We start from the raw sequence: 24,700 nt of genomic DNA on the forward strand, positions 1-24,700 counted from the left end.
ATCAGGTCAAGACCTTGCGTGCGATCTCGACGAGAAGCTCGCGCGGGACCTCCACCGCCGACTCGTCGTCGGCGAGGTGCCGGAGATCGGCCCTGGCCTCCGGGTCCACCAGCAGCGTGCCCTGCACGACGATGGTGCCGCGGTCGGTCTCGTAGAGCGTCGGGCACGACGTGGCCTCGGAGGTGGTGCCGAGGAAGCGGAGGCGCATGGGGAGTGTCCTTCCGTACAACTGTCGCAATTGCGAGCAATTGTAGGAGGACTCATGTTTCGCCGCAGTCCGGTTCGGATTTCGGTATGGACTCAGGGCAGCGGAACCGGTATCGCGCGCAGGCGCTCGCCCAGCGCCTTGGCCTGCGCGTCCATCAGCGGGCTGGCCGCGACGCCCCGGCCGAGCAGGCCGTGCACGACGAAATTGACCGCGAGCAACTTGGGGAACACGAAGCGCTCGACGCGCAATCCGGCCACTTCGGGGAGCAACTCGGGCAGCCGGTCGGCCGTCAGCCAGCTCTCCAGCCAGGCGTGGTGGTCGGGGCTCCGCACCCACACGCCGAGGTTCGCGTTGCCGCCCTTGTCGCCCGAACGGGCTCCGGCGACGAGACCCAGAGGTCGGAGGTCTCCATCGGTCGCGAGCGGCAGCGGCACCAGCGGGGAGAACCACGGCCCGGCCGCACCGGGTTCGGCCCGATCGACCGGAGCGCCGCCGCTCTCGGGCTCCGGCTCCTCGAAGGGAACCGCCGAGCCGTCGAGGGTCACCTCGACGCGCACCAGGTCTCTGGGCACCGCGACCGGCCAGTAGACGCCATAGGGCGACGCGTCGCCGGGCGGGGTCAGGCCGTAGAACCCGGGATAGCTGGCCAGGCCGGTCTCCACCACGGCGGAGGAGAACAGGCGGCCCGCCTTGCGCCGGTCGGGATCCATGACCGTGATCCGGAGCAGGTCTCCGTTCAGTTCCGTGTACGTCCGCTCGAAGGTCTCCCTGGGCACGCGCGCCCAGACGGCCTCCTCGGCGACGCGGGCCTTCGCCTCGGCGTCGAGACCGGTCACCACCATCGTCATCGTGTTGCGGTAGCCGCCGAGCACGTTCACGGCGGCCTTCAGTGTCGGCGGCGGCGGGTCGCCGCGCACCCCGCTCACCGACACGCGGTCGGGCCCATCTTGCATCAGGCGGATGGTGTCGAACCTGGCCGTCACGTCGGGGCCGGGGTAGGAGGGGCCGCTGATCTCGTACAGGAGCTGGGCGGTGACGGTTCCCACGGTGACCGCGCCGCCGGTGCCCGGGTGCTTGGTGATGACGCACGAGCCGTCGTCGTGGAGTTCGGCGATGGGGAAGCCGCAGTGGGCCAGGTCGGGGATCTCGTCGAAGAACGCGTAGTTGCCGCCGGTGGCCTGGCAGCCGCACTCGATGATGTGCCCGGCCACCACCGATCCGGCGAGCTGGTCGAGGTCGGCCGGGCTCCAGCCGTACCGCCAGATGCCCGGACCGGTGACCAGGGCCGCGTCGGTGACGCGGCCGGTCACCACGACGTCGGCGCCGGCGGAGAGCGCGGCGGCGATGGGGAAGCCGCCCAGATAGGCGTTGGCGGTGATGGGATCGGCCGCGAGGGTCTCACCGGTGTCGAGGTTGACCAGCGGTCCCGTGTACGGCATCAGGTCGTCACCCGTCACGGTCGCGACCTTGGCCGCAAGACCCAGCTCCCTGACGGCCTGGGCGCAGGCCGCCGGATCGAGCCCGCCCGCGTTCGACACGACCTTGATCCCGCGATCGAGGCAGGTCGCCAGCACCTCGGACATCTGCTTCACGAACGTCGTCGCATACCCCGGACGGCCCTTCGCCCGGTTGCCCGCCAGGATCAGCATGGTCAGCTCGGCCAGCCAGTCACCGGTCAGGACGTCGATCGGCCCGCCCTCGACCTGCTCCCTCGCGGCCGACAGCCGGTCGCCGTAGAACCCCGAGCAGTTGGCGACGCGGAGCATCAGACGGCCCAGGCGGGCGGGCGCTTCTGCAGGAACGCGCTCATGCCCTCCCGGGCCTCCGGAGAGGAGAAGAGCTTGGCCGACAGGGTCGCCATCTCGTCGCCGCGCTCGGCCAGGAGCCTGCGCACCGGCTCGGTGACCAGCCGCTTCGACTCGGCGAGCCCCTGCGGCGAGGCGGCCCGCAGACCTTCCAGCACGGTCTCCACCGTGTCGTCGAGCTGCGGCAGCGGCACCGCCGTCGTCAGCAGCCCGATGCGCTGGGCCTCCATCGCGCCGAACGTCTCACCGGTGATGAAGTAGCGCCCGGCGGCCCGGCCGTCGAGCCGCGGCAGCAGCGTCAGCGAGATCATCGCGGGGGCCAGCCCGAGGCGGGCCTCGGAGAACGCGTAGTCGCCGCCGTCGTCGGCCACGACGATGTCACAGGCGCCCAGCAGGCCGAGCCCGCCCGCCCGCGCCTTGCCCGCGATCCGGCAGACGACCGGCTTGGGCAGCTCGACGACCAGGGTGAACAGGTCGATCATCCGCCGGGTTCCGGCCTCCATGCCCTCGGCCGCCGCCTCAGAGAGGTCGGCTCCCGCGCAGAACACCGGCCCGGTGTGGGTGAGCAGCACCGCCCGCACGTCGTCGTCGGAGCCCGCAGCCTCCAGATGGGCCGACAGCTCCTCGACCAATTGGCGCGACAGGGCGTTGCGGTTGCGCGGCGAGTCGAGGGTGACCGTGGCCACTCCCCGTTCGACCGTCAGATGTACGACCTCGGTCACCGTTCCACCTCTTTGATCACGGCCAAGGGTGTGCCGGCGTCGACCTGCCGCCCCGCGACGGCGGTCAGCTCGGCCACCACCCCCTCGGCGGGGGCCGTGATGCGGTGTTCCATCTTCATGGCTTCGAGCACCACGACCGTCTGCCCAGGTTTCACCTCGTCACCCACACCGACCTCGACCCGCAGGACGGTCCCGGGCATCGGGGCGGGCAACGACCCAGGAGGAGTCTGCACCACGGGCGACGGCAGCCTCGGAAGCGGGGTCAGCCGAACGGGACCGAGCGAGGAGTCGACGTGGACGACCCCGTCATAACTCGCGACCTCGAAGACCCGCCGCACCCCGGCGATCTCCAGCACGACCTCGCTCTCCGCGGCGGAGACGAGGGTCGCCTCGGGGGAGGAGACCAGGCCGTCGCGGGTGTGGAGGTAGCTGATCTCCCCGGCCTCGGCGAAGCCCGCCTTGTGCGGCTGGGAGACGACGTTGCGCCAGCCGGAGGGCAGATCGTTCAGCGTCTTCCTCGGACGGGCCGCCTGGGCCAGCGCGGCAGCCAGCGCCGAGTAGCGCACGGTCTCGACATCGGCCGGGGGAGTCAGGTCGTGACGGGTCAGGAAGCCCGTGTCGGTCTTGCCCTGGAGGAACTCGGGGTGCCGGAGGACGCGTACGAGAAGATCGCGGTTGGTCGTCGGCCCGTGCAGCTTCGCGGAGGCCAGCGCGGTGGCCAGCCGCCGCGCCGCCGCCTCCCGCGTGGGGGCGTAGGCGATGACCTTGGCCAGCATCGGGTCGTAGAAGGTGCCGATCACGTCACCCGAGACGATCCCCGAGTCGAGCCGCAGCCCGCCCTCACCGAACTCGGCCTCCACCCCGGGCACCTCGAACCGGTGCATCGTGCCGCTCTGCGGATTCCAGCCGTCGGCCGGGTCTTCGGCGTAGAGCCGCACCTCGATGGCGTGCCCGACCGGACTCGGCGGCAATCCGGGCAGGGCGGCGCCCTCGGCGATCTCGATCTGGAGCCGCACCAGGTCGACGCCGTAGACGGCCTCGGTGACCGGGTGCTCCACCTGGAGCCGCGTGTTCATCTCCAGGAAGTGGAACCGCCCGTCGGCCAGCAGGAACTCGACGGTTCCGGCACCGGTGTAGCCGATCGCGCGCGCCGCGTTCACCGCCGCCTCGGCCAGCGCCCTGCGCAGCTCCGGCGTCACCCCGGGGGAGGGCGCCTCCTCGAGCACCTTCTGATGCCGCCGCTGGATCGAGCACTCCCGCTCGCCCAGCGCCCAGACGGTCCCGTGCGCGTCGGCGAGGATCTGCACCTCGACATGGCGCGCCGATTCGAGCAGCGGCTCGGCGAACACCGTCCCGTCGCCGAACGCGGCAGCGGCCTCCCGCCCCGCCGACTCCAGCGCCTCGGCGAGCTCCTCGGCCGACCGCACGACCCGCATCCCGCGCCCGCCACCTCCCGCCGACGCCTTCAAAAGCAGCGGATAGGTCAGATCGCCCGGCGGCTCGGTGAACGCCACCGTCGGCAGCAACGGCACCCCGGCCTCGGCCATCAGCGCCTTGGCCTCGATCTTGTCGCCCATCGCCGCGATGGCCTCAGGAGAGGGCCCGATCCAGGTCAGCCCCGCCTCGACCACCGCCCGAGCGAATGAGGCGTCCTCGGACAGAAATCCATAACCGGGATGCACCGCATCGGCCCCCGCGGCCCGCGCCGCCGAGACCAGCTGTTCGATGTCGGTGTATGTGGCCACCCGCACCGACATCCCGGCCTCGGCCACATGCCGCGAACGCGCGTCGGCGTCGCTGAACACCGCCACCGTCTCGATCCCCAGCGCGTCACACGCGCGGAACACCCGCCGGGCGATCTCGCCCCGGTTTGCCACCAGAACCCGTCTGATCATCTGACTCACATCCGGAAGACGCCGAAACCGGCGGCGGGCGACTCGGCGGCCGAGCCGATGGCGGACAGGCACAACCCCATGACGGTACGAGTGTCGCGCGGATCGATCACGCCGTCGTCGTAAAGCCGCCCCGACAGGAAGAACGGCAGCGACTCGGCCTCCACCTGCGCCTCGACCATGGCCCGCATCGCGGCGTCCCCTTCTTCGTCGAACGCCTGCCCCCGCGCCTCGGCGGCCGCCCGCCCCACGATCGACAGCACCCCCGCGAGCTGCGCCGGCCCCATCACGGCCGACTTGGCACTGGGCCAGGTGAACAGGAACCGGGGGTCGTAGGCGCGCCCGCACATCCCGTAATTCCCCGCGCCGTAACTGGCCCCCATGACGACCGTGAGATGCGGCACCGTGGAATTGGACACGGCATTGATCATCATCGAACCGTGCTTGATGATCCCCGCCTGCTCGTACTCCTTGCCGACCATGTATCCCGTGGTGTTCTGCAGGAACAGCAGAGGTGTACGAGACTGGTTGGCCAGCTGGATGAACTGCGCGGCCTTCTGAGCCTCCTGGCTGAAGAGCACCCCCCGGGCGTTGGCGAGGATCCCGACGTCGTGGCCGTGGATGGTGGCCCAGCCGGTGACGAGACTGGGCCCGTAGAGCGGCTTGAACTCGTCGAACTCACTGGCGTCGACGATCCTCGTGATGACGTCGCGGGGATCGAAGGGGATGCGAAGGTCTTCGGGGACGATGCCGAGAAGGCCGTCTTCGTCTTCCAGCGGGGGCCGGCTGGGTTTGGGCGTTCTCCCCTTCTTCTGCCAATGGAGGCGCTTGACGATGGCCCGGCCGATCCTGAGGGCGTCGTGCTCGGTCTCGGCGAGGTAGTCGGCGAGGCCGGAGTCACGGGCGTGCATCTCGGCGCCGCCCAGCGATTCGTCGTCGGCGTCCTCTCCGGTGGCGACCTTGACCAGAGGCGGCCCACCGAGGAACACCTTGGCACGTTCCCTGACCATCACGACATGATCCGACATACCCGGCACGTAGGCGCCTCCGGCGGTGGAGTTGCCGAAGACGAGGGCGATGGTGGGGATGCCCGCTGCTGATAGGCGGGTGAGGTCGCGGAACATTCGTCCGCCGGGGATGAAGATCTCTTTTTGGGTGGGGAGGTCGGCGCCGCCCGACTCGACCAGATTGACGAGCGGGAGGCGGTTCTCCAGGGCGATCTGGGTGGCGCGGAGGGTCTTGCGCAGCGTCCAGGGGTTGGACGCGCCTCCTCTGACGGTGGGGTCGTTGGCGATGACGACACACTCGACCCCCTCGATGACACCGATGCCGGTGACGACACTCGCACCGACGGGGAAGTCGGAGCCCCACGCTGCGAGCGGGGAGAGTTCGAGGAAGGGGGCATCCTGGTCGAGGAGGAGCTCGATGCGCTCACGGGCCAGCAACTTGCCACGATCGTGGTGCCGGTCGACGTACTTTTGACCGCCACCTTCCACCGCTTTCGCGTGCTCCGCCGCAAGCTCGGCGAGCCGGCCGAGCATCGCGGTACGTCGCTGCTGCGTTTCCGCCGAGTCGGGAGGTTGGATCACTTTGGGGAGTGTAATCGGGGGGACGGGGTGTGGTCGGGGGGACGACCCCCCGAGCCCCCGCTGCGAAGGGGCTGGCGCCCCCTCGCGCTCCCCCTGGGCCGCTTGCGCGCCCCCGGCCGTCGCGTTCGCTCCGGGGGTCGCTGCGCTCCCTTTGCGAAGGGCTCCGCCCCTCGCGCTCCCTGGAAGGGCCTCGCTGTCGCTCGGGAGGCTGCTCGCTTTGCTCGATATCTTTGGGCTCCGCCAGGTTGGCCATTCGACTACTTCGGCCATGCGATCCAGAGGTCGGGATTGTGGTGGGCCTGCACTGCGAATGGAAAGCCTCAGGGGTCGAATCACCTTGGCTCCAGGTGTACGAGGACATCAAAGGGCAGATCGAGCGTAGGGAGCTCACTGTCGGCGATCAGGTGCCATCTGTCCTTCGGCTACAGGAGATCTACGGCATCGCCACAGCAACGGGCCAGAAGGTTTACCGAGCGCTACGCCAAGATGGGCTTACATGGACTGAGCCCGGCATAGGCAGCTTTGTAGTGTGAGAACCTGCGGCCGTTGACTCTACTACTGCCCTGCGGAGACACACACGGTTGAGCAGCGCGCACTATAGGTCCTTTTTCAAGGATCTAAACATCCCCATTATATTCAGGTCGTCGCTAGTGGGGCTTTCCTCGTTTTCATTCCATGAAAATAAGGTCGGCCGATCATCTCGACTCGAAGAGGGATTGTTTATGATGTCCGCAACGATGCTTTTAGTAATTGAGAGGTAGGGGAATTCTCGCTTGCGACCTTCCGCGTATGTGATCATTTCCTCTACATCATCGAAGGTACCCCAGTGCCCAAGCGGTCGACCGTCGGCAACGTCCTGAAATACCTCATCCGCATAGCCATCTAGAGCGTCTTGAACCATTTCGCGGAGATCATTAGAAATCATCTCCTCGCTCAAACCATCATAGAAGTCTTGAACGCGCTTTGCGGAGTCCCAGTCATGAATATCGTCGACTAGTTTGGTTGCATAACTTTCAGTTAGCTCCCTGCGAAGAGAGCGGACACCGGGAAGGGTTGAATCCCATAGAGCATTAATCAAGCGGACTTGGACATGTTCATGCCGAGAGTGGCTCATTACAGAATTTCGCCGAAGAAAACCTGAGATATAGCCGTTCAGGTTCTTAATGGAAAGCTGCTCGGCGATCTCTAAAAGGCGAGCCATTCGATAGGTTACATCAGTAATCCTCATGAGGCCAAAGAGCGTGTTCTCTCTTGCGCAACCCTCAGTGAGATGCGTCCGCCTCAGGGCCTCAGAAATGTTTGCCCTAAATCCGACAGTGTCGGCCAGAGATGAAAGTTGACGTTCTCGAATAACGGTGCACAGTAAGTCGACTTGCTCGAAATAGACGGCTGAGCAGAGCAGGGTCTCCATGAATTTTGGATGCTCTCTCAAGAATATCTTCATATAGTCCACAACCGACGGATTGTGGAAACCTACTTCTGTATCCCCTTCGTTTTGAGTGATCGCCAACATCGTCTGCTCAAGGGTCTTAAGTGAACGCTTGAACAATCGCTCGCTACATTCGCCGCCCACATGCCGACAAAAAGACTCATATGCTCGCCATAGATCCTCGATTTTCACATGACTACGTAGAGAGAAGAGCACCAAGAGGAGATGGATACAAGTGTCATCTAGCTGGTTATTTACTACGTGTGCCCAGAGGGATTGAGGCTCATCTAGGGTTTTCAGCAGACGAAGCGGCGTAGAATCAGTCTGTTCGCGCTCCGCAGCGCAAATCTGTAGGGCATCTTCCAATAACCGTGGATTGAAGTTCCGATGTGCCACGATGGGCATATAGGCCCGAGCGCTTACGAATAGTTCTTTATCCGCCTGCGGCAGTTCCGAATGATAGATTTGATTGTAGAGGACGCGAGCTTTGACTTCGAATGTGTAGTCGCTACGTGCGTCTATCGTGTATGAGTCGAGGTTGAAATTGTATCGGGAAATTTTCTCGTATCGGTGCTTCGCTTGCTCAAGAATATATTCACGAGTCGTAAGAATTATTCTTTTGCTGCTGGATCGCGCTACCCTCTGAAGAATGGATGCCATGCGGGCATCCTCATTCTTGTTTAGCTTATCACCAAATGCCGTTTGTCCAAGAAAATCGTCATAATAGAAGAATTGCCTAGTTCCTTCATTCCATACCGCATTAACTTCCTCAATGTCTTCTGATATCTCATAAACCTCGTATCCCTGTGCCGCGTGAGCCAAGGCCAACACGCGCGCCAGTGTCGTTTTCCCGATGCCTGGAATCCCGCATACGATGCATACGTGGCGCTGATTAAGAATCTCGATAGCGCGGTCATAGCTTCGATTTGGGACGTATATTTGCGCGGCCCTTCTGGCATCTTCAATAAAACTGGCCGAACGAGTGAGCATCCGCCTATTAATCAGCGCTTCAAGTACGCCCGTACTGTTCAGCCATAAACGCATGTGATTCTTAACAATGGCCGGTCGCATGCGAAGCATGCTCTCGATCTCGTGTAAGCCATATACGTCGGCTGGAGATCGGACAAAGGGATCGAGGGTGGCGACTATCCGATCTTTATCGTTTGGCGTGAGGCGGACCGAAGTTGCGAGAATGTATCTCTCGGGATTGAGTTCCCTGATTTGGGAAAGCTCTCTATCGCGCAAATGTCCGATTAGTTTGCTGGAGCTGCTGTTGACCCAGTGCTTGCACTGAATGACGAGCAGGCCATCTCTTTTGTTGTGGGCGAGACGCCTGAGATCGATGCCCCTATCCCGGCCTGGAGTGAAAAGCTCTAATGTCGTTCCTAGATGATCTTCAAAGAGATCCTTGCAGACCGCTTCGAAGTCAAAATCGGTAAGTCGGCCAATGTCGAATCTGTCCACGATCTATCCGCCTAAGCACAAACTTGCTGTCGCAGTAGACCAGTTTAGTACGGACTGCGCTGTTCGCGGAGCGCGCCACATGGCGTGCAGAAAGACCCGCTCAACCAGCGGATCTTGGATCGGTCGGCCGGCAGGGCGCAATCAAGGGACCCGTGAAGAGGCCGCAACCGACCTTCTCTAACTGGGGCGGAAATGAGGAATGTTGCACAAAATGGGGCAAATGTGGGCTTCGTGAGCGCAATTTTGGATCGTTATGAAAGGGTGATATTTGCGTTAACACCCAAAGGTCTAGCTAAATGTCAGCACGTCGTCATGGGTGCTAACGCTTCACTCGCATGCCGTTGACCTGCTCGATCTGCTAAATACTCTGCTGTACTGGGTGCTAAGTACCTGTACAATGCGTGGCCACTTTGCGGCCGAGTGGCCTCAGGTCGACGTCTGTTAGCCCGCGTAGGGTTCGACCTAACACCGCCCACCACTTGAGGGCTATCGTTTGCGGAACGGTCCTCAAGTGTGGGCGGCTCGAAACCCCTACGTGAGAGGAATCGCATATGAGCCTACCCCCAAGCTCCCAGCCAGTGCTTATCTCCGGGATCGTCGCTGGCCTCGCGCTAGGGCTCGCCATGGCTGGATTCGCTGGCGGCGATATAACGCAGATCATGAGCCAAGTCACTGCGCTCGTTGCCCTCTACGTGGTGAAACAGCCCCCTAGCCCATCCGCGTGAAGCGACCTCGGGACCTGCTCACACTTGGGTCTCGATTGCTCGTTCCCGCACGGGGTGGTCAGGACCTGGCGATCTGGTGCCCTAGGTTCCCAAGCTGGGCGGACGAGTTCGAGTAAGCGCCCGCTAGCTCCATAGGTAACAAGGTGCGCTTATGGTTGTTGGCCTTTAGATACCGACCGCAGGGCTATTTGTCGTTTGCATGCCCAGAGTTCCACTGAAGATGCCACGGCGGGTGTGTCGTAGCAGCTCCCCGCCTGGTCGGGCATGCAAAACCCCACCCGGCGAATCCGGGTGGGGTCTGCGTAGCAGCGGCTCGGCCGTGGTCAGTGGCGGACGCTGCGGCGGTCGTACAGGCTGACCACCAGGATGACGCCGACGGCCGCGACGGCGACCTGGAGGAGCAGTTCGATCCAGTCGATGCCGCTGGTCGTCGCCACGCCCAGGGCGCTGGCGAGGAAGGTGCCGATGAAGGCGGCCACGATGCCCACCACGATGGTCAGCCAGATCGGGATGTGCTGCTTGCCCGGAACGACCAGGCGGCCCAGAGCACCGATGATGGCGCCGACGATGATGGCGATGATGATGCCGGTGATGGTCATACAGGACTCCCTTAGAGGTGGAGGTGAAGCTGCAGACCCGTCTGCCCTGCGGAAGCCCTCACACACCACACCCACCCCGCCGATGCCAAGACGACATCTCTGGCATGCCGCAACCAGCGGGACCGGGCCCGGCGCGATTTCTCACCGTGTTCGCGAGCGCGGGCGAAGACGAGGAACGCCTCGTCCGGCGGCTCAAGGTGCAGGAGCAATGGAGGCGACGGCCCATCACCTGAGCACATGCCGGTGATTCCAAGTCTCGGGAAACGCGGAAGCCCGCACCCGGCGACCGGTGGAACCCCTTGGACCGGACGTCGGATGCGGGCTGCTCTGGGGGTTACGGCTGCTGGTTGTAGTAGTTGCCGACCTGCTCGCGGTAGGTCGGGTCCCTGTACGTGTCCTCGTCGACCTCGGGTGCGTTCTTGATCTCTTCCTTGGTGCGCGGCAGGAAGACCTTCTTCTCCTGCGGGTCCACCTCGGTGATCGTGCCGACCGGCATGACGACCTTCTTGTCGAAGATCCAGAAGCCCGTGTCGACCACGATGTACGCGTCGCCGACGGCGTCACTCTGCTCGTCCACGGAACCGATCTTGCCGCCGCTCACCCCGGCAGCGGACACGACACCCTCGCTGTATGGACGTCCCCTTTAGTTCGTGTTGCGGTGGAACCTTCTGGTGCCCGTGCGGAGGAGGACGAACGTCTTTCTGGTCCTGGACGTGCTCCGGCGGCGGAAGACCAGGTAGAGGATGTCGGCGATCGCGACCCACGCCACGACCGCGATCACCAGGGCGAGCCAGGCGGGCAAGGTCACCGCCAGGCCCCAGACCCATCCGGCGAACCCGATCAGGCCGGCCACTCCCACTACCTTCGGGGCCCTCGTCAGCGTGGCGGCCAGGACGGCGGGGACGGCCAGGAACAGACCGCCGACCACGAGACTCCGCTGGTCGGCGATCAGGCCGCCGATGATCGAGATCGCCGCGCCGACGGCGAAGCGCACCGCGAGGCCGCGTACGGAGATGGAACGCAGTCGCGAGGGAGGCAGGCGGATGCCCTCTTCCCGGTTCCTGCGGCCACGACGAAAGCCTCGACGAGCAGGCTTCCAGACCTCGTTCACAGGCGTCCTCCTGTCAGCCGGAATGACGCCACTGCCCTGCTGCGGCGGGAATATCCCGTCAGATCCTTGCGGTGGTCGCGCATCTGCGGGGCAGTAGGGGGCTCATGAAGAAGATGGCAGTGAGAGGTGCGAGCGCGCTGAGCGGGATGGTCGGCGGCGCCGTCGCGGGGTTGATCTTCAAGCAGGTCTGGAAGCTGGCCGCCGGCCGGGAGGACGCTCCGACGGCGGACTCGCCGGAGTACGGCTGGACCGAGGTACTCGTGGCCGCCGCCATTCAGGGCGCGATCTTCTCCGTGGTCAAGGCGTCCATCGACCGGGCGGGGGCCGAGGCGTACAAGCGGTCCACCGGCGAATGGGTGAAGGACTGAGAACTGCGGTAGGGCCAGGTCATGACCGGTGACGTGTTCTCCTTCGCGATCGACGAGCGGTATCGGTGGCCGCTCCTGTTGCTGGGTGTCCGCCCGGCCACGTGCGGGCTGGTGGTGACGGAGCGGGGGATCCGGGTGTGGTTCGGTCCCTGGACGGTGGCGACCGATATCGGAAATCTGGCCTCGGCTGAAGTGAGCGGGCCCTACGCGGCGATCAAGGCGATCGGCCCGAGGGTCTCGCTCGCCGACCGCGGGCTGACCTTCGGCACCAACACGCGGCTGGGCGCCTGCCTGAAGTTCCACCGGCCGGTTCGGGGGATCGAGCCGATCGGTCTGCTGCGCCATCCGGGGCTCACGGTGACCGTCGCCGATCCTCACGCGCTGGTGGCGCGCCTCAAGTGACCCGTCCGGGGTGAGGCGCGCTTAATCCCTGGACGTCCCTCGCCCACGACTGGTTGGGTGGGTCGGCTTGCGCTGCCGGGATCTACCGTTTGGAGACGCTCCTACCGATGGCTCATATCGCCATGTTCGCCGTGCCCGCGCACGGTCACGTCAATCCGTCGCTGGCCGTCATCGCCGAGCTGGTCCGGCGCGGCCATCGGGTGACCTTCCCCACCACGGCCCACTTCACCGACGCCGTCGCCTCCGCCGGCGCCGAGCCGCTGCCGCACGATTCCGTCTTCCCCGAGCCCGGGAAGGCCTGGCCCTACGCCGACGACGACATCCTCATGGCGTTCAAGTCGTTCTTCGACGAGGCCGTCCACGTGCTTCCGCAGGTCGAGAAGCTCTACGCCGATGACAGGCCCGATCTCATCCTGTACGACATCGGCGGCTACCCCGGCCGCGTGCTCGCCCACAAATGGAACATCCCGATCGTCCAGCTCTCCCCGACCTACGTCGGCTGGGACGGCTACGAGGAGGAGGTCGCGGTGGGTGTCGAGGAACTGGTGCGGTCGGTGCCGGGAGGCGACGACTACTACGCCGACTTCACGTCATGGCTGGCCGGGAACGGCATCGAGATCTCGTACAACAACTTCACCGGGCGGCCCCCGCGCTGCATCGCGCTCATTCCCAAGGTTCTCCAGCCCAACGCCGACCGGGTTCCCGACACGATCACCTTCGTCGGGCCGACCCTCGCCGACCGCGCGCACCAGGGCACCTGGGAGCCGCCGAACGCGAAGCCCGTGCTGCTGGTCTCGCTCGGGTCCGCCTACACCGATCGGCCCGAGTTCTACCGCAACTGTGTCGCGGCGTTCTCAGGGCTGGGGTGGCATGTCGTGCTGCAGATCGGGGCCAAGGTCGACCCCGCCGTGCTCGGGGAGGTGCCCGGCGACGTCGAGGTGCATTCGTGGGTGCCGCAGCTCGCGGTGCTCGCGCGGGCGTCGGCGTTCGTGACGCACGCCGGGATGGGCGGGACGATGGAGGGGCTCTACCACGGCGTTCCGATGATCGCGGTGCCGCAGGCGGCCGACCAGTTCCAGAACGCCGAGCGGCTGCAGGAGCTCGGGATCGGGCGGCACATCCCGACCGAGGAGGCCACGCCCGAGCGGCTGCGGGAGGTGTTCCTCGAGCTCACGTCGGATCCCGAGGCCGCCGCGCGGCTGGCGGCGATCAGGGCCGAGCTGCGGGACAACGGGGGCACCGCCAAGGCGGCCGACATCGTCGAGGGGCTGCTCTAGTCGGGGTGTCGGTGAGAACGCTGTCATGAGCCCGAAACCGGGCGAGGGCCCGGCGGACCAGTTTCCGCCGTGATTCCGCGAGAATCATCTCCCGCTCCGCCCAGTTCCCTGGGTCATACCCGTGCGGCCGGCGGCCGCACGGGTATCGGCCTTCGAGGAGTCTGAGTGCAGAAATTGGCGGTAGGGGTCCACACCTTCTGCCGAGCGTCGGATCGGATCTAACGGGGCTCGAAGTCGACCAGCGCCCGCCGGTCGACCCACCGCATCGATCGTCGGGACGCTGGGGGTGTGGGCGATCGTCGAGCAGGTGACGCCACCTCGAGGGTCGGCCGAATTACGGTCGGCGTCTGCGGCGAGATAATTCGATCGTCCGGGCCGAGGGGCCACCTGCCGGACACTCGGCATTAAACGTGAACAGAATTCTGTCGCAGATTTTTCTGGCGAATTCATCGGGCACGGGTTCCGTGCTGATGACGCGGGAGATCTGAATTTCAGTCCGCTCCGACGTCCCCTTGGATACCAGGGCGAGCCGGCCACACGGGGGATCCGTAAGGAATCGGTAAGGATTTGATCGTTGACAACGTGAAGCCGCATCCGATGGGCCTGGACCAGGTTCAGCGACACTCTCGTGCGGTGGCGAGCGGGCCGCACGTTGACAAGGGCGGACATCTGCTGCATTTTGGCGAGTTTCATTTAACATAATGGAAACTTAATCACCGAAGGCAGTCGGATCGCGACTCATTGCAAAATCCTGCGTTGACCGGTTTTGTTGCCATCTTTCGATGATTATTCGTTCATCTTCCGTACATCGTGATGATCCTTTGGCGCTGTTGTATGCGCGCTTAGGACGGTGACGATGCCGATCGAGGCGTCCCGAAAACGGAGGAAAGATGTCCGAAATCACGAAGGGCTGGGCTCGTCTCAGCCGGAAAACGAACGCTGTCGTGGTGAGCGCCGCCGTGACGGTTGCTGTGGGGATGACGCTGCCCGCGCCCGCGCAGGCCTACGTCGGCACGGGGAACCTGAAGAACTACGCGACCGGCCGCTGCCTCGACAGCGACTTCAACGGCAACGTGTACACGCTGCCGTGCAGTCCGCCCTACTTCAACCTGCACCAGCTCTGGGAGCCGATTCTGCAGTACCGCGGCGACGGCATCGCCGGCTCGCCCCACCGTTTCGACCTCGTGGTCCTCAAGAACAGGGCGACCAACCGCTGCCTCGCCCGCATGGACAACGGCGCTCTCAGAACGACCGTCGAGTGCGACGACAACGAGTGGAACTCCGCCCGCGAGTGGTACGCGCAGGGGTCGAGCTGGAACAAGGTCATCTTCTCCCTGTGGTGGGGCAACACCAGCTACGCGGTCGACAGCAACCACGCCGGCCAGTCCTACGCGCAGACCTGGAACGGCGGCCAGCACCAGCAGTGGAACTTCATCGCGTAAGAGCGTCTCTGACGCGGAATCCGGCCGTGATCAGCCGGGATTCCGCCTTGAGAGCGAGCGGTCGCCGATCCGGCCAGTCGTGAGGTGACGGGCGGCCGTGTGGTCACCATCAATGATCATGCGGCGCTCCTGTTTCCGCTCCAGCCGGTCGATGGCGGAGCGATGTCTGATCAACCACCCGCCCGGCGAGCCGCCGGTGGACGAAAGTCGAGGAACTGTGCCCGCAACCCGAAGCAGGCTGTCCGCGCGATTAGGGACAGGCGGGGTCGCGACGGCCCTGCTGGTCATCATCTCGCTTCTCCTTCAGGTGGGCTTCCAGCCCGCATCGAGTGCCGCGACCACGCACACGTTCACGATCGCGCTCCCTGACGGGTTCGCGCGTACTGAACTCAACGCGTGGGTCACGAAAATGAACACCTCCCATGACCTGCTCAGCGACTCCTTCAAAGAGGAGATCCTGAGCGCGGGAACCATCCCACGTGCCCACTTTGACGACTGGGTGGATTTCGACGGAACCATCGCCGTCAGTGGTTCCAACCTGATAGTCACAGCGGAGTACGAGGGACCGCCCCCCGGGCCGAGCCCTTCACCAAGCCCCTCGCCGGGCGAACCCAGATATCTGTCCCCGTGGCAGGCCCTTGTTGCCGGCCTCGGGGCCATGGCCATCTACTTCGTCGTCCGGCTCACCTGTTCCATCCTCTTCCTTCCCGAATCAGGTCCGCTGGCGCCCCTCGCCAACGGGGCATGCTCGGCAATGGCGACGTTCTTGATGGTTTACGGTAGGTTCGCGATTGCAAATGCATTCGCCCCGGACCCGAATCCGGACGCATTGAAAAACACCCTTATTTATGCGGCTTTGGGCGCTCTGACGGCGTTCGTCTGGGACTCATTCTTCGGACCCAAATTCGGCGCCCCCACTGCCGAAGGCTTTTTCGTGAACATGGCAAAGGGCGCGCGTAACTTCGGCCGCCAGGTGAAAGGCTGGTGGGGCGGGGCCAGCGCCGGCGCGGCCATCGAGGACGTGGCCATTGCCCTGGAGGAGCACGCCGCCGAGAACGTCGCAGTGGTCGAGGAGGCCATGCGAAGCACCGACACCCAGGCCCTGCGGGTCATGCCGCTCGGTGACTCCATCACCCACGGCGTCGGCGGGAACCCCGGCGGCGTCGGCTACCGGGCCCGTCTTCTGGATCTACTACGGGACGACGCGGACACACTCGACTTCGTCGGCTCCGTCGACTCCGGGCAGGGCCACATCTCCGACACCGACCACGAGGGGCATCCCCGTTGGTGGGTCAGCCAGATCGATGCCCTGGCGGCCGAATGTAGCATCGCCCGTTATCGGCCAAACGTCGTCGTCCTCCACATCGGGACCAACGACCTGGCCAACGGCCAGGATCATCTGACAACGCTCGGCAACTACGGCAAGCTGATCAACAACATCCACGACGTCGCGCCGCTCACCACGATCATCGTCTCCAGCCTTGTGCCGTCGAACACCCCGGCGACCAACTCACGGATCTCGCTGTTCAACGCCTACCTTGCGCAAGCCGTCAACACCTGGATCGCCGAAGGCAAACGCGTCCGTCTGGTCAGCAACGGTGAACTCAATGTCAATTTCGACGACCTGACCGACTCACTGCACCCCAACAACAACGGCTACCGCAAGATGGCCAACGCCTACCACAACGAGATCAAGGCCGCGCTGGCCGCAAACCAGATCATGCCTCCGCTTCCCGGCGACAACCGGCCGTGCACGCCCGCGTCGGGCAACCCGACGCCGACGCCTCCCCCGGGACCCGGGCCGGCCGGCTGGGACTACGTCGGCAAGATCGCCTCGACCCCCGGCGCGAGCCGCGCGCAGGTGCGGTTCGCCGACCTCAACGGTGACGGCCGCGACGACTACCTCCTGGTCGGCGAGCAGGGCCAGGTCAAGGCATGGCTCAACAACCGCGCCGGCCAAGGCGGCGGCTGGAACTACATCGGCGAGGTCGCCTCGGGTGCGGCGTCACGTGACCGGGTCAGGTTCGCCGACATCGACGGCAACGGCCGCGACGACTACCTGTCGGTCGGCGACGGCGGTGAGGTCTCGGCCTGGCTCAACGTCGGCTCCGGCAACGCGGTGAGCTGGGCAGCCAAGGGCGTGGTCGCCACCGGCGTCGGCGCGGCCCGCGCCCAGGTGCAGTTCGCCGACGTCGACGTCGACGGCCGCGACGACTACCTCGTCGTCGACGGCCAGGGGCGGGTGCGCGCCTGGCTGAACGGCTACACCGCCGCCGGCGCCGCCTGGTCGTCGCGGGGCGAGATCGCGTCGGGTGTCGGCGCTGCCGGTAGCCGTGTGCGGTTCCACGACCTCGACGGGGACGGCGACGACGACTACACCGTGTTCGACGACTCGGGTTACGTCCGGGCCTGGCTGAACAACATCGGTGGCGCCCGACCGTGGGGCTACCAGGGCACCGTCGTGGGCGGGGCGGGCGTCGGCCCGGCCGGGCTGCTCATGGCCGACATCGACGGGAACGGGCGCGACGACTTCCTGACCGTCAACGACGCCGGTGAGGTCTCCGCCTGGCTGAACGACAAGTTCGGCCGCCCCGACACGTGGGACTACCAGGGCCAGATCGCCTCCACCGACGCGCCCCGCCAGGAGGTCAGGTTCGCCGACCTCAACGGCGACGGACGTGACGACTATCTCCTGGTCAAGGACAACGGCCGGGTGCAGGCCTGGCTCAACGTCCGTCAGGGCGACGGGGTCGGCTGGAACTTCCGGGGCGACGTCGCGTCTGGGTCGGGTCTGCGGGACCACATCCGGTTCGCCGACCTGAACGGCGACAACCGCGACGACTACCTCGTCGTCGGGGATCAGGGCCAGGTCAACGCCTGGTTCAACACCGGGACAGGAGACGCGATCGCCTGGACCAGCAAGGGTCAACTGGCCTCGGGCTCCGCGCCCCGCGACCAGATCAGGTTCGCCGACGTCGACGGCGACAACCGCGACGACTACCTCGTGGTCGACAGCCTGGGCAAGGTCCGGATGTGGCGCAACACCGGCGACGCCACCGGCGTCACCTGGGTCAGCCAGGGCGAGATCGCCTCCGGGGTCGGCGCGTCCGGCCCCACGGTGACCTTCGCCGACGTCAACGGTGACCGCCGCGACGACTATTTGGTCATCGGCGACTACGGCCAGATCCGCGCCTGGATCAACAACCGGGGCGGTGGCGGCTCGGCCTGGCTCTCGGCGGGAGAGATCGCCGCCGGAGTCGGGGTGGTCCGGGCGAACGTCACCCTGGCCGAGATCAACGGTGACCGCCGGGCCGACTACCTCGCCCACGACAGTCTGGGCGGGGTGAAGGGCTGGTTCAACAACGGCTCGGCCGGGGCGGCCGGGTCGAGGAACGACACGACCGGACTCATGCAGAACGACCCCCAGCCGCCCTCGTCAAACGGACAGCAGCTCTGCGTGGCCAACCAATGCTGGTAACAACCCCGCTCAACAACCCTGCTGGTCACAACCCGTGAAAACGGCGGGCCGGTCCATGACGTGGACCGGTCCGCTCTCACCCCGTTCGCCAAGTTGGGGCCCGCCGTGACGGCGAGCCTGCAGTTCGAGCTCCGAGGCAGGCACCTTGACCTGTTCGGCGACGTGCTCAACGGCCTCATCGGCCAAACCGGCACCCCTAGTTGCAGTGGGTCCAGCCGCTCTGCCAGGTCATTTTCGCGAAGCCGCCGCCCCACACGATGCACTTGTTCTTCGCGAGCAGGCGGATCGGGCCCGCGTAGGCGGAATACCTGCCCCAGTCGTTGTCGTGGGGGCCCTTCTGGACCTTCAGGACGGCGCCCATCTTGATGGTGGCCGAGATCAGGTTCCTCGACAGGGTCACCACGCAGTTCAGGCCGCTCGCCGGTTCGTACAGGAGATAGGTGACGGCCCGGCCGGCCTGCCATTTGCGCTGGTCGACGACGGCGAATCCGGCGCCGCACAGTCCTGCCGCCGTGTACGGGTTCGGCTCCCTGACCTTCGGCGTCGGGCTCGGGCTCGGCGTGGGGGTCGGTGACGGCGACGGCGAAGGGCTGGGGGAGGGGCTGGGCGTCGGGGTCACGCTCGGGCGTGGTTTGTCGACCACGTCGGGGCGCTCCGTCGGAGGCCGCGTCGTCGGGACGTCCAAAACGGGCTGGGCGGCTACCGGCGACAGCGACGGCCGGGGGGCGCGCTTCGTCGGGGTGATCACGGGGGCCGCCGTCGGGGCGGCCAGCGTCGTGCCCGGATCGGGGTTCTGAAGGATCAGATAGGCGCCGCCGCCCACTAACAGGAGGGCGGTCGCAGCAGCCAGCACCAGGCGGCCGCGTCGGGGGCGGGCGAGGCGGATCGCGTTGGTGTCGCCGCGCAGGTAGGCGATGAGCTGGTCGGGGGTCGGGCGGTCGGCCGGATCCTTGGCCAGGCAGCGGGCGATCAGGGAACGCATCGGTTCTTCGAGGCCGCCCAGGTCGGGCTCGGAGTTGAGGATGCGGTTCAGGACGACCGGGATCGAGTCGGCGCCGAACGCCGGGCGGCCCGTGGCGGCGAAGACCATGGTGACGGCCCACGCGAAGACGTCGGAGGCGGGGCTCGCGGTCGATTCGCTCAGTAACTCGGGGGCCAGGTAGGCGGGGGTGCCCATGGTCGTGCCGCTCATCGTGGCCTGCGGGGCGTCGAGCGCCTTCGCCACGCCGAAGTCGATCACGACGGGGCCCTCGGGGCCCATCAGCACGTTGGCGGGCTTCAGGTCGCGGTGGGTGATGCCCGCCCGGTGGATCGCCGACAACGCCGTGGCGGTGGCGAGGCCCAGGCGTTCCAGCGCGGCGCCGCCGCGGGGGCCCTCCTGCTCGACCAGGTCTTTCAGCGACGGGCCCGGGACGTATTCGCTGACGATGTAGGGCTGGTTGCCGGCCAGGTCGGCGTACAGGACCGGGGCGGTGCTGAAGCGGGCCACCCGCCGGGCCAGGTCCACTTCGCGCAGGAAGCGGGCGCGTGCGGTCTCGTCGGAGCTGAGCCGGGTGTGCAGCAGTTTCACGGCCACGGTCGTGCCGTCGGGGGTCAGACCTTTGTAGACGACGCCCTGGCCGCCCTCGCCCAGTCGCCCGACGATCTCGAACGGCCCCAGCTTCTCGGGGTCGCCTTCCAACATGTGGAGCACGCTACCAGTTGGTTTAGATCGCCTTGCCGGGATTCAGGAGGTTATGCGGGTCGAAGACCTGCTTTATCCCGGCCTGGAGCGACGCCACCACCGGGCCGCTCTCCAGTTCCAGCCACCTCTTCTTCAACAGTCCCACCCCGTGTTCCCCTGTGAGGGTGCCGCCGAGGGCCAGGGCCGCGCGGAAGATCTCATCGGCGGCCGCCCACACGTGGGGCGGGGGCTCGGGGAGGCCGCGTTCGAAGATGAAGACCGGGTGGAGGTTGCCGTCGCCCGCGTGGGCGACCGTGCAGATCTGGAGGTCGTGGCGGCGGCCGACGGCCTCGATCTCGGCGATCATCTCGGGGAGCTTCGAGCGGGGGACGCAGACGTCCTCGGTCAGGCAGGCCCCGAGGCGTTCCTTCGCCTGGTAGGCCATCCGGCGGACCGCGATCAGCTCGTCGGCCTCCTCGGGGGTGGTCGAGCGGGCCGCGAACGTGGCGCCGTGGGCCTCGCAGATCTCGGTCATTCGGTCGGCGGCGGCCTCGCCGTCGGAGGCGTCCGACTGGGCCAGCAGCATGGCCATCGTCGTCGGCTCCAAGCCGATGTTCTTCCAGTCGTCGATCGCCTTCAACGTGTTGCGGTCGACCAGTTCCAGCATGGACGGCTGGCAGCCCGCCGCGATGATCGCGGCGACGGCCTCCGCGGCGTCGTACAGGGAGGTGAACTCGGCGGCGACGGTGATCGGCGGCTTCGACGGCGCTCGCCGGAGCCGGACGGTGGCCTCGGTGATGATGCCGAGGGTGCCCTCCGAGCCGACGAACAGGCCCGTCAGGTCGTAGCCGGTGACACCCTTCATGGTGCGGCGGCCGGTGTTGATCACCTGGCCGTCGGCCAGGACGACCTCCAGGCCGAGGGCCGAGTCGCGGGTGACGCCGTATTTGACGCAGCGCAGGCCGCCCGCGTTGGTGGCGAGGTTGCCGCCGATCGTGGAGATCTCGTAGGACGAGGGGTCGGGGGCGTACATCAGCCCATGGGCGCGGGCGGCGCGGTCGAGGTCGGCGGTGATGACTCCGGGCTGGACGACGGCCACCTCGTCGGCGGGGGAGAGTTCGACAATCCGAGTCATGCGGGCCAGCGACAGGACGATTGACCCGTCTCCTGCCACGGCCCCTCCGGCCAGGCCCGTGCCGGCGCCGCGCGGGACCACCGGGACCCCGTAGGTGGTGGCCCATTTCATCGTCGCCACGACGTCGTCGCGCGACTCCGCCAGAACCACCCCGCGCACCGCTCCAGGCTGCAGGAACGTGCGGTCGCCCGCGTAGGAGGCGGTGACGTCGGGGTCGGTCAGCACACGGCCGGGGGGCAGCGCTGAGATGAGGTCGTCCACATCGCGAAACAGTATCAATCGGCCTGACATCTCCGGTAAGGCGGTCGGTCGATATCGGTTTCGCAACATCCCGAATTGACTTTACTTTTCCTTTACGGAGTCATCTAACGTCCCGGTTGCGACTGGTGTGGCTGGTTTGCCGCACCAGTTACAGCGGTGGCGCGCAAACACCCCCCGCGCGCCTCGGAAACAGCCCGGCTGACTACCGGGTGAGGGAGGAACATTTGTCAGCCTTTGCAGCATCCCCTCGCAGAGCACGGCGGTTGGCCGCCATCGTGCCCGCGCTCGGGCTGCTGGCCGCGGGTCTCACCGCGGCCACGGTCCCGGCATCGGCGGACTCCACGGAGGCCCGCTGGATCCCGTCGTTAAGCGACCACTACATCAACTACACGCCCCCTCGTGCGCAGTCGGACGTCTCCGAGCGCTCCGACGAGAAGGTGAGCGAGGCCGCCAAGGCGAGCCGCCAGGCCACCCAGGCGATCGCCGAGGAGATCGACCACAAGTACGCCGGCGGTAACCCCGTCGCCGCTCGGGGTCTCGCCAACAACGAGCGCCGCGCGATCCGCACCGGCCAGAACCCGTTCGACTTCATCTACAAGAAGGCGGGCACGAAGCGTACGGCCAAGCTGCTGACGCTTCTGGTGGAGTTCAACGAGAACGCCAACGACGACTTCTCCGGATTCGTCCGTCCGGTGTCGACCGCCGACGTCAACACCTGTGTGACCGAGCCGGCCGGTACGAAGATGAACGGCCCCCTGCACAACAACATCCCCGACCCGGCCACGGCCGCGGGCGGCGGGAAGGACAACAACTCCTTCTGGGTGCCGAACTTCAGCACCGACCACTTCAACAAGATGCTCTACTCCGACGCCGGGATCACCGAGCGGGTCCGCAAGGACCTCAAGGACCCCCGCGACGGGAAGAAGGGCATCGACGTCTCCGGCTTCACCATGAAGAAGATGTACGAGGAGATGTCCAAGGGCGCCTACACCGTCTCGGGCGCGGCGATCGGCTGGCTGAAGGTCCCCCACTCGGAGGCCTGGTACGGCGCCGGTCAGTGCGGCACCTACCCGCAGCAGATGGCCGGTCACCCCGACAACCCGGCGGGCCCCGCCCGTCTGGGCATCGACGCGGTGAACGTCCTGGCGCAGCAGCAGCCGAACTTCCCGTGGGCCGACTACGACATCGAGGACACCGCCGACGCCGACGGTGACGGCAACGTCCTCGAGCCCGACGGCGTCATCGACCACCTCGTGCTGGTGCACGCGGGCGAGGACAAGTCGGGCGGCGGCGGCGCCGAGGGCACGTACGCCATCTGGGCGCACTCCTCGACCATCCCCGGCGGCTACACCGTCCCCGGCACCAACAAGAAGATCGCCAACTACATCGTGCAGCCGGAGGACTCCGGCGTCGGCGTGTTCGCCCACGAGTACGGCCACGACCTGGGCCTGCCCGACCTGTACGACGCCTCCGGCGCCGGCGACAGCTCGGTGGAGTTCTGGGACCTGATGTCGACCGGCTCGCACTCGGGCCCGATCTTCCAGTCGATGCCGACCCACATGGGTCTGTGGGACAAGTGGGTGCTCGGCTGGGCGAACCCCAAGATCGTCAACCCCGGTGACAAGTCCAAGCTCGTCACCATCGGCCAGACCTCGCGGACGCCCAAGCTCACCGAGGACGGCCTGCGCATCAACCTGCCGTCCAAGCACGTCACCATGGCCACGCCCCACTCCGGCGCGAACATGTGGTGGTCGAACAACGACCAGATGTGGTCCGACAGCAAGCTGACCCGGACCGTCCAGGTCCCGGCCGGTGACCCCAAGTTCTGGATGTGGAACGACTACACCATCGAAGAGGAGTGGGACTTCGGCTTCGTCGAGGTCTCGACCGACGGTGGCACCACGTGGGCCCAGCAGAAGGTCTACTCCGAGGACGGCACCCTCGTCACCACCGACGACGGCTACGGCGACCCGAACGGCCGCCTGCACGACTTCGGCAACAAGAAGTACGGACTGACCGGCGACACCCACGGCTGGCGTCACGACTACGTCGACCTGGCTCCGTTCGTGGGCACCACCGTGCAGGTCCGCCTGACGTACAACACCGACGAGGCCGCCATCGAGCGCGGCTGGTTCTCCGACGACTTCTCGCTCACCAACGGTGGCGCGACCGTCTGGAGCGACGACGTCGAGGGCGGCGCCAACGGCTGGACCGCCACGACCGGCACGTTCACCGACACCACCGGTGCGGGCTGGAACATCCACGGCGGTTCGATCAACTCCGAGCAGTACTACCTGGCCGAGTGGCGTAACTACGACGGCTTCGACCAGGGCCTCAAGTACACCTACGACACCACCTGGCAGCGCGACGGCGCCTGGAAGGTCGAGAAGGTTCCCTACAACGCCCCCGGCCTCCTCGTGTGGCTGCGCGACGCGTCGTACGGGATGAACAACCCGGCCGCCAACCAGTTCAACCTGCCGTCGGTGGGTTCGAAGGGCCAGCTGCTCCTGATCGACTCGCACTTCGAGCCGCTGCGCCGCTCCGGCGTCGCCGCGACGAAGGACCCGAGTGCGCTGAAGAACATCCCGATGCGTCCGCAGGCGTCCAACGCCGCCTTCGGTTTCGGGAAGTCCTACACGTTCAAGGAGTGCCTGGAGCTGGCCGCCGAGCCGTTCAAGGAGTACTGCACCTCGTTCCCGGCGCAGAACCCGGTCAAGGAGTTCACGGACGCCAAGACCTGGTACCCCGGCTTCGAGAACCGTCCCGACGGGCTCTACTACCGTTCGCGCGACGCCTCGGCGGTCGTGCCGTCCTATGGCAACCAGGCCTACTCGGCCCGGATCGTCAACCCCGACGGCAGCCCGGCCACCGACCTCTACGGCGAGAACGTCAACGGGTTCGTGCTCGGCACGGGCAACCCCGGCGACGAGGGCAAGCAGCTGGGCGTCAAGCTCAAGCTGGTCAGCCCGCTGCCGCTGAACCTCGGTGTCATCGTCCAGGTGACCCCGTCCAAGAAGTAAAGATCAGGTTCATCTGACTGGTGCCCGGCGGGAGACCGCCGGGCACTACCATGTGCAGGGTGCGGAGCAAGCCCGACCATACGGCGGCCATCCGGGATAATCGCCGGGCC

Annotated in this window: 18 protein-coding genes; 7 read left to right on the forward strand and 11 right to left on the reverse strand. The window is 66.2% G+C overall.

All coding sequences use genetic code 11. The features are described 5' to 3' along the window. Position 1: 1 nt before the first annotated feature. The 5 genes from ACYQ78_RS28460 to ACYQ78_RS28480 form a co-directional block, all read right to left on the reverse strand. Positions 2-208, reverse strand: coding sequence for a hypothetical protein (locus ACYQ78_RS28460; protein WP_459804010.1), 207 nt, complete (start codon positions 206-208; stop codon positions 2-4). Positions 209-300: 92 nt separating this feature from the next. Beyond that, positions 301-1,974 carry an acyclic terpene utilization AtuA family protein gene (locus ACYQ78_RS28465; RefSeq protein WP_459804011.1) on the reverse strand — a complete coding sequence of 558 codons (1,674 nt, stop codon included), beginning with the start codon at positions 1,972-1,974 and terminating at the stop codon, positions 301-303. Continuing rightward, positions 1,974-2,735 carry an enoyl-CoA hydratase family protein gene (locus tag ACYQ78_RS28470; RefSeq protein ID WP_459804012.1) on the reverse strand — a complete coding sequence of 254 codons (762 nt, stop codon included), beginning with the start codon at positions 2,733-2,735 and terminating at the stop codon, positions 1,974-1,976. Before ACYQ78_RS28470 ends, ACYQ78_RS28465 begins: the two co-directional genes overlap by 1 nt. Further along, positions 2,732-4,630 (reverse strand): acetyl/propionyl/methylcrotonyl-CoA carboxylase subunit alpha, encoded by a 1,899-nt coding sequence (locus tag ACYQ78_RS28475; protein WP_459804013.1) that lies wholly within the window; start codon positions 4,628-4,630, stop codon positions 2,732-2,734. The genes ACYQ78_RS28470 and ACYQ78_RS28475 overlap by 4 nt, the downstream gene beginning before the upstream one ends. A 5-nt stretch (positions 4,631-4,635) precedes the next feature. Next, positions 4,636-6,168, reverse strand: a complete 1,533-nt coding sequence (locus ACYQ78_RS28480) for an acyl-CoA carboxylase subunit beta (RefSeq protein ID WP_459804205.1) — start codon at positions 6,166-6,168, stop codon at positions 4,636-4,638. Between the two features lie 395 nt (positions 6,169-6,563). On the opposite strand from ACYQ78_RS28480, the gene ACYQ78_RS28485 reads away from it, so the two are divergent. Further along, complete coding sequence (locus tag ACYQ78_RS28485) at positions 6,564-6,749, forward strand: GntR family transcriptional regulator (RefSeq protein ID WP_459804014.1); 186 nt, start codon at positions 6,564-6,566, stop codon at positions 6,747-6,749. Positions 6,750-6,811: 62 nt separating this feature from the next. Here ACYQ78_RS28485 and ACYQ78_RS28490 read toward each other — a convergent pair whose 3' ends face one another. The 4 genes from ACYQ78_RS28490 to ACYQ78_RS28505 all read right to left on the reverse strand — a co-directional run bounded on the left by ACYQ78_RS28490 (position 6,812) and on the right by ACYQ78_RS28505 (position 11,544). Continuing rightward, a complete protein-coding gene (locus ACYQ78_RS28490) occupies positions 6,812-9,109 on the reverse strand; it encodes an nSTAND3 domain-containing NTPase (protein ID WP_459804015.1) in 2,298 nt (765 codons plus the stop codon). Positions 9,110-10,157: 1,048 nt separating this feature from the next. Further along, complete coding sequence (locus ACYQ78_RS28495; protein ID WP_459804016.1) at positions 10,158-10,433, reverse strand: GlsB/YeaQ/YmgE family stress response membrane protein; 276 nt, start codon at positions 10,431-10,433, stop codon at positions 10,158-10,160. 334 nt (positions 10,434-10,767) lie between these two features. Next, entirely contained in the window at positions 10,768-11,010 is a 243-nt protein-coding gene (locus ACYQ78_RS28500; RefSeq protein ID WP_459804017.1) for a hypothetical protein, read from the reverse strand. A 66-nt stretch (positions 11,011-11,076) separates the two neighbouring features. Beyond that, positions 11,077-11,544 (reverse strand): hypothetical protein, encoded by a 468-nt coding sequence (locus ACYQ78_RS28505; protein ID WP_459804018.1) that lies wholly within the window; start codon positions 11,542-11,544, stop codon positions 11,077-11,079. Positions 11,545-11,648: 104 nt separating this feature from the next. Between ACYQ78_RS28505 and ACYQ78_RS28510 the strand changes: the two genes are divergently transcribed. The 5 genes from ACYQ78_RS28510 to ACYQ78_RS28530 all read left to right on the forward strand — a co-directional run bounded on the left by ACYQ78_RS28510 (position 11,649) and on the right by ACYQ78_RS28530 (position 18,511). After that, positions 11,649-11,912 carry a DUF4235 domain-containing protein gene (locus ACYQ78_RS28510; protein WP_459804019.1) on the forward strand — a complete coding sequence of 88 codons (264 nt, stop codon included), beginning with the start codon at positions 11,649-11,651 and terminating at the stop codon, positions 11,910-11,912. Between the two features lie 21 nt (positions 11,913-11,933). Next, positions 11,934-12,314, forward strand: coding sequence for a hypothetical protein (locus ACYQ78_RS28515; protein ID WP_459804020.1), 381 nt, complete (start codon positions 11,934-11,936; stop codon positions 12,312-12,314). Positions 12,315-12,421: 107 nt separating this feature from the next. Further along, positions 12,422-13,591, forward strand: coding sequence for a macrolide family glycosyltransferase (locus ACYQ78_RS28520; protein ID WP_459804021.1), 1,170 nt, complete (start codon positions 12,422-12,424; stop codon positions 13,589-13,591). A gap of 890 nt (positions 13,592-14,481) precedes the next feature. Continuing rightward, on the forward strand, positions 14,482-15,033 hold the full coding sequence (locus tag ACYQ78_RS28525) for an RICIN domain-containing protein (RefSeq protein WP_459804022.1): 552 nt from the start codon (positions 14,482-14,484) through the stop codon (positions 15,031-15,033). Positions 15,034-15,973: 940 nt separating this feature from the next. Then, positions 15,974-18,511 (forward strand): FG-GAP-like repeat-containing protein, encoded by a 2,538-nt coding sequence (locus ACYQ78_RS28530; RefSeq protein ID WP_459804206.1) that lies wholly within the window; start codon positions 15,974-15,976, stop codon positions 18,509-18,511. A 196-nt stretch (positions 18,512-18,707) separates the two neighbouring features. Here ACYQ78_RS28530 and ACYQ78_RS28535 read toward each other — a convergent pair whose 3' ends face one another. Together ACYQ78_RS28535 and ACYQ78_RS28540 are read right to left on the reverse strand one after the other, a co-directional pair. After that, positions 18,708-20,195, reverse strand: coding sequence for a serine/threonine-protein kinase (locus ACYQ78_RS28535; protein ID WP_459804023.1), 1,488 nt, complete (start codon positions 20,193-20,195; stop codon positions 18,708-18,710). A gap of 22 nt (positions 20,196-20,217) precedes the next feature. Then, positions 20,218-21,600: an FAD-binding oxidoreductase gene (locus ACYQ78_RS28540; RefSeq protein ID WP_459804024.1), complete on the reverse strand. Its 1,383-nt coding sequence runs from the start codon at positions 21,598-21,600 to the stop codon at positions 20,218-20,220. Positions 21,601-21,833: 233 nt separating this feature from the next. Here ACYQ78_RS28540 and ACYQ78_RS28545 point away from each other — a divergent pair, with 233 nt between their 5' ends. Further along, on the forward strand, positions 21,834-24,590 hold the full coding sequence (locus tag ACYQ78_RS28545; RefSeq protein ID WP_459804025.1) for an immune inhibitor A domain-containing protein: 2,757 nt from the start codon (positions 21,834-21,836) through the stop codon (positions 24,588-24,590). Positions 24,591-24,700 lie beyond the last annotated feature (110 nt).

This window comes from Herbidospora sp. RD11066 (assembly GCF_054661255.1).

What these genes read in the sequence shown, in the direction of transcription:
- ACYQ78_RS28515 (WP_459804020.1), top strand. Translation starts at nt 11,934, where the DNA reads ATGACCGGTGACGTGTTCTCCTTCGCGATCGACGAGCGGTATCGGTGG.
- ACYQ78_RS28540 (WP_459804024.1), bottom strand. Translation starts at nt 21,600, where the DNA reads ATGTCAGGCCGATTGATACTGTTTCGCGATGTGGACGACCTCATCTCA.
- ACYQ78_RS28535 (WP_459804023.1), bottom strand. Translation starts at nt 20,195, where the DNA reads ATGTTGGAAGGCGACCCCGAGAAGCTGGGGCCGTTCGAGATCGTCGGG.
- ACYQ78_RS28520 (WP_459804021.1), top strand. Translation starts at nt 12,422, where the DNA reads ATGGCTCATATCGCCATGTTCGCCGTGCCCGCGCACGGTCACGTCAAT.
- ACYQ78_RS28495 (WP_459804016.1), bottom strand. Translation starts at nt 10,433, where the DNA reads ATGACCATCACCGGCATCATCATCGCCATCATCGTCGGCGCCATCATC.
- ACYQ78_RS28510 (WP_459804019.1), top strand. Translation starts at nt 11,649, where the DNA reads ATGAAGAAGATGGCAGTGAGAGGTGCGAGCGCGCTGAGCGGGATGGTC.
- ACYQ78_RS28530 (WP_459804206.1), top strand. Translation starts at nt 15,974, where the DNA reads ATGGCAAAGGGCGCGCGTAACTTCGGCCGCCAGGTGAAAGGCTGGTGG.
- ACYQ78_RS28525 (WP_459804022.1), top strand. Translation starts at nt 14,482, where the DNA reads ATGTCCGAAATCACGAAGGGCTGGGCTCGTCTCAGCCGGAAAACGAAC.
- ACYQ78_RS28465 (WP_459804011.1), bottom strand. Translation starts at nt 1,974, where the DNA reads ATGCTCCGCGTCGCCAACTGCTCGGGGTTCTACGGCGACCGGCTGTCG.
- ACYQ78_RS28480 (WP_459804205.1), bottom strand. Translation starts at nt 6,168, where the DNA reads ATGCTCGGCCGGCTCGCCGAGCTTGCGGCGGAGCACGCGAAAGCGGTG.
- ACYQ78_RS28460 (WP_459804010.1), bottom strand. Translation starts at nt 208, where the DNA reads ATGCGCCTCCGCTTCCTCGGCACCACCTCCGAGGCCACGTCGTGCCCG.
- ACYQ78_RS28475 (WP_459804013.1), bottom strand. Translation starts at nt 4,630, where the DNA reads ATGATCAGACGGGTTCTGGTGGCAAACCGGGGCGAGATCGCCCGGCGG.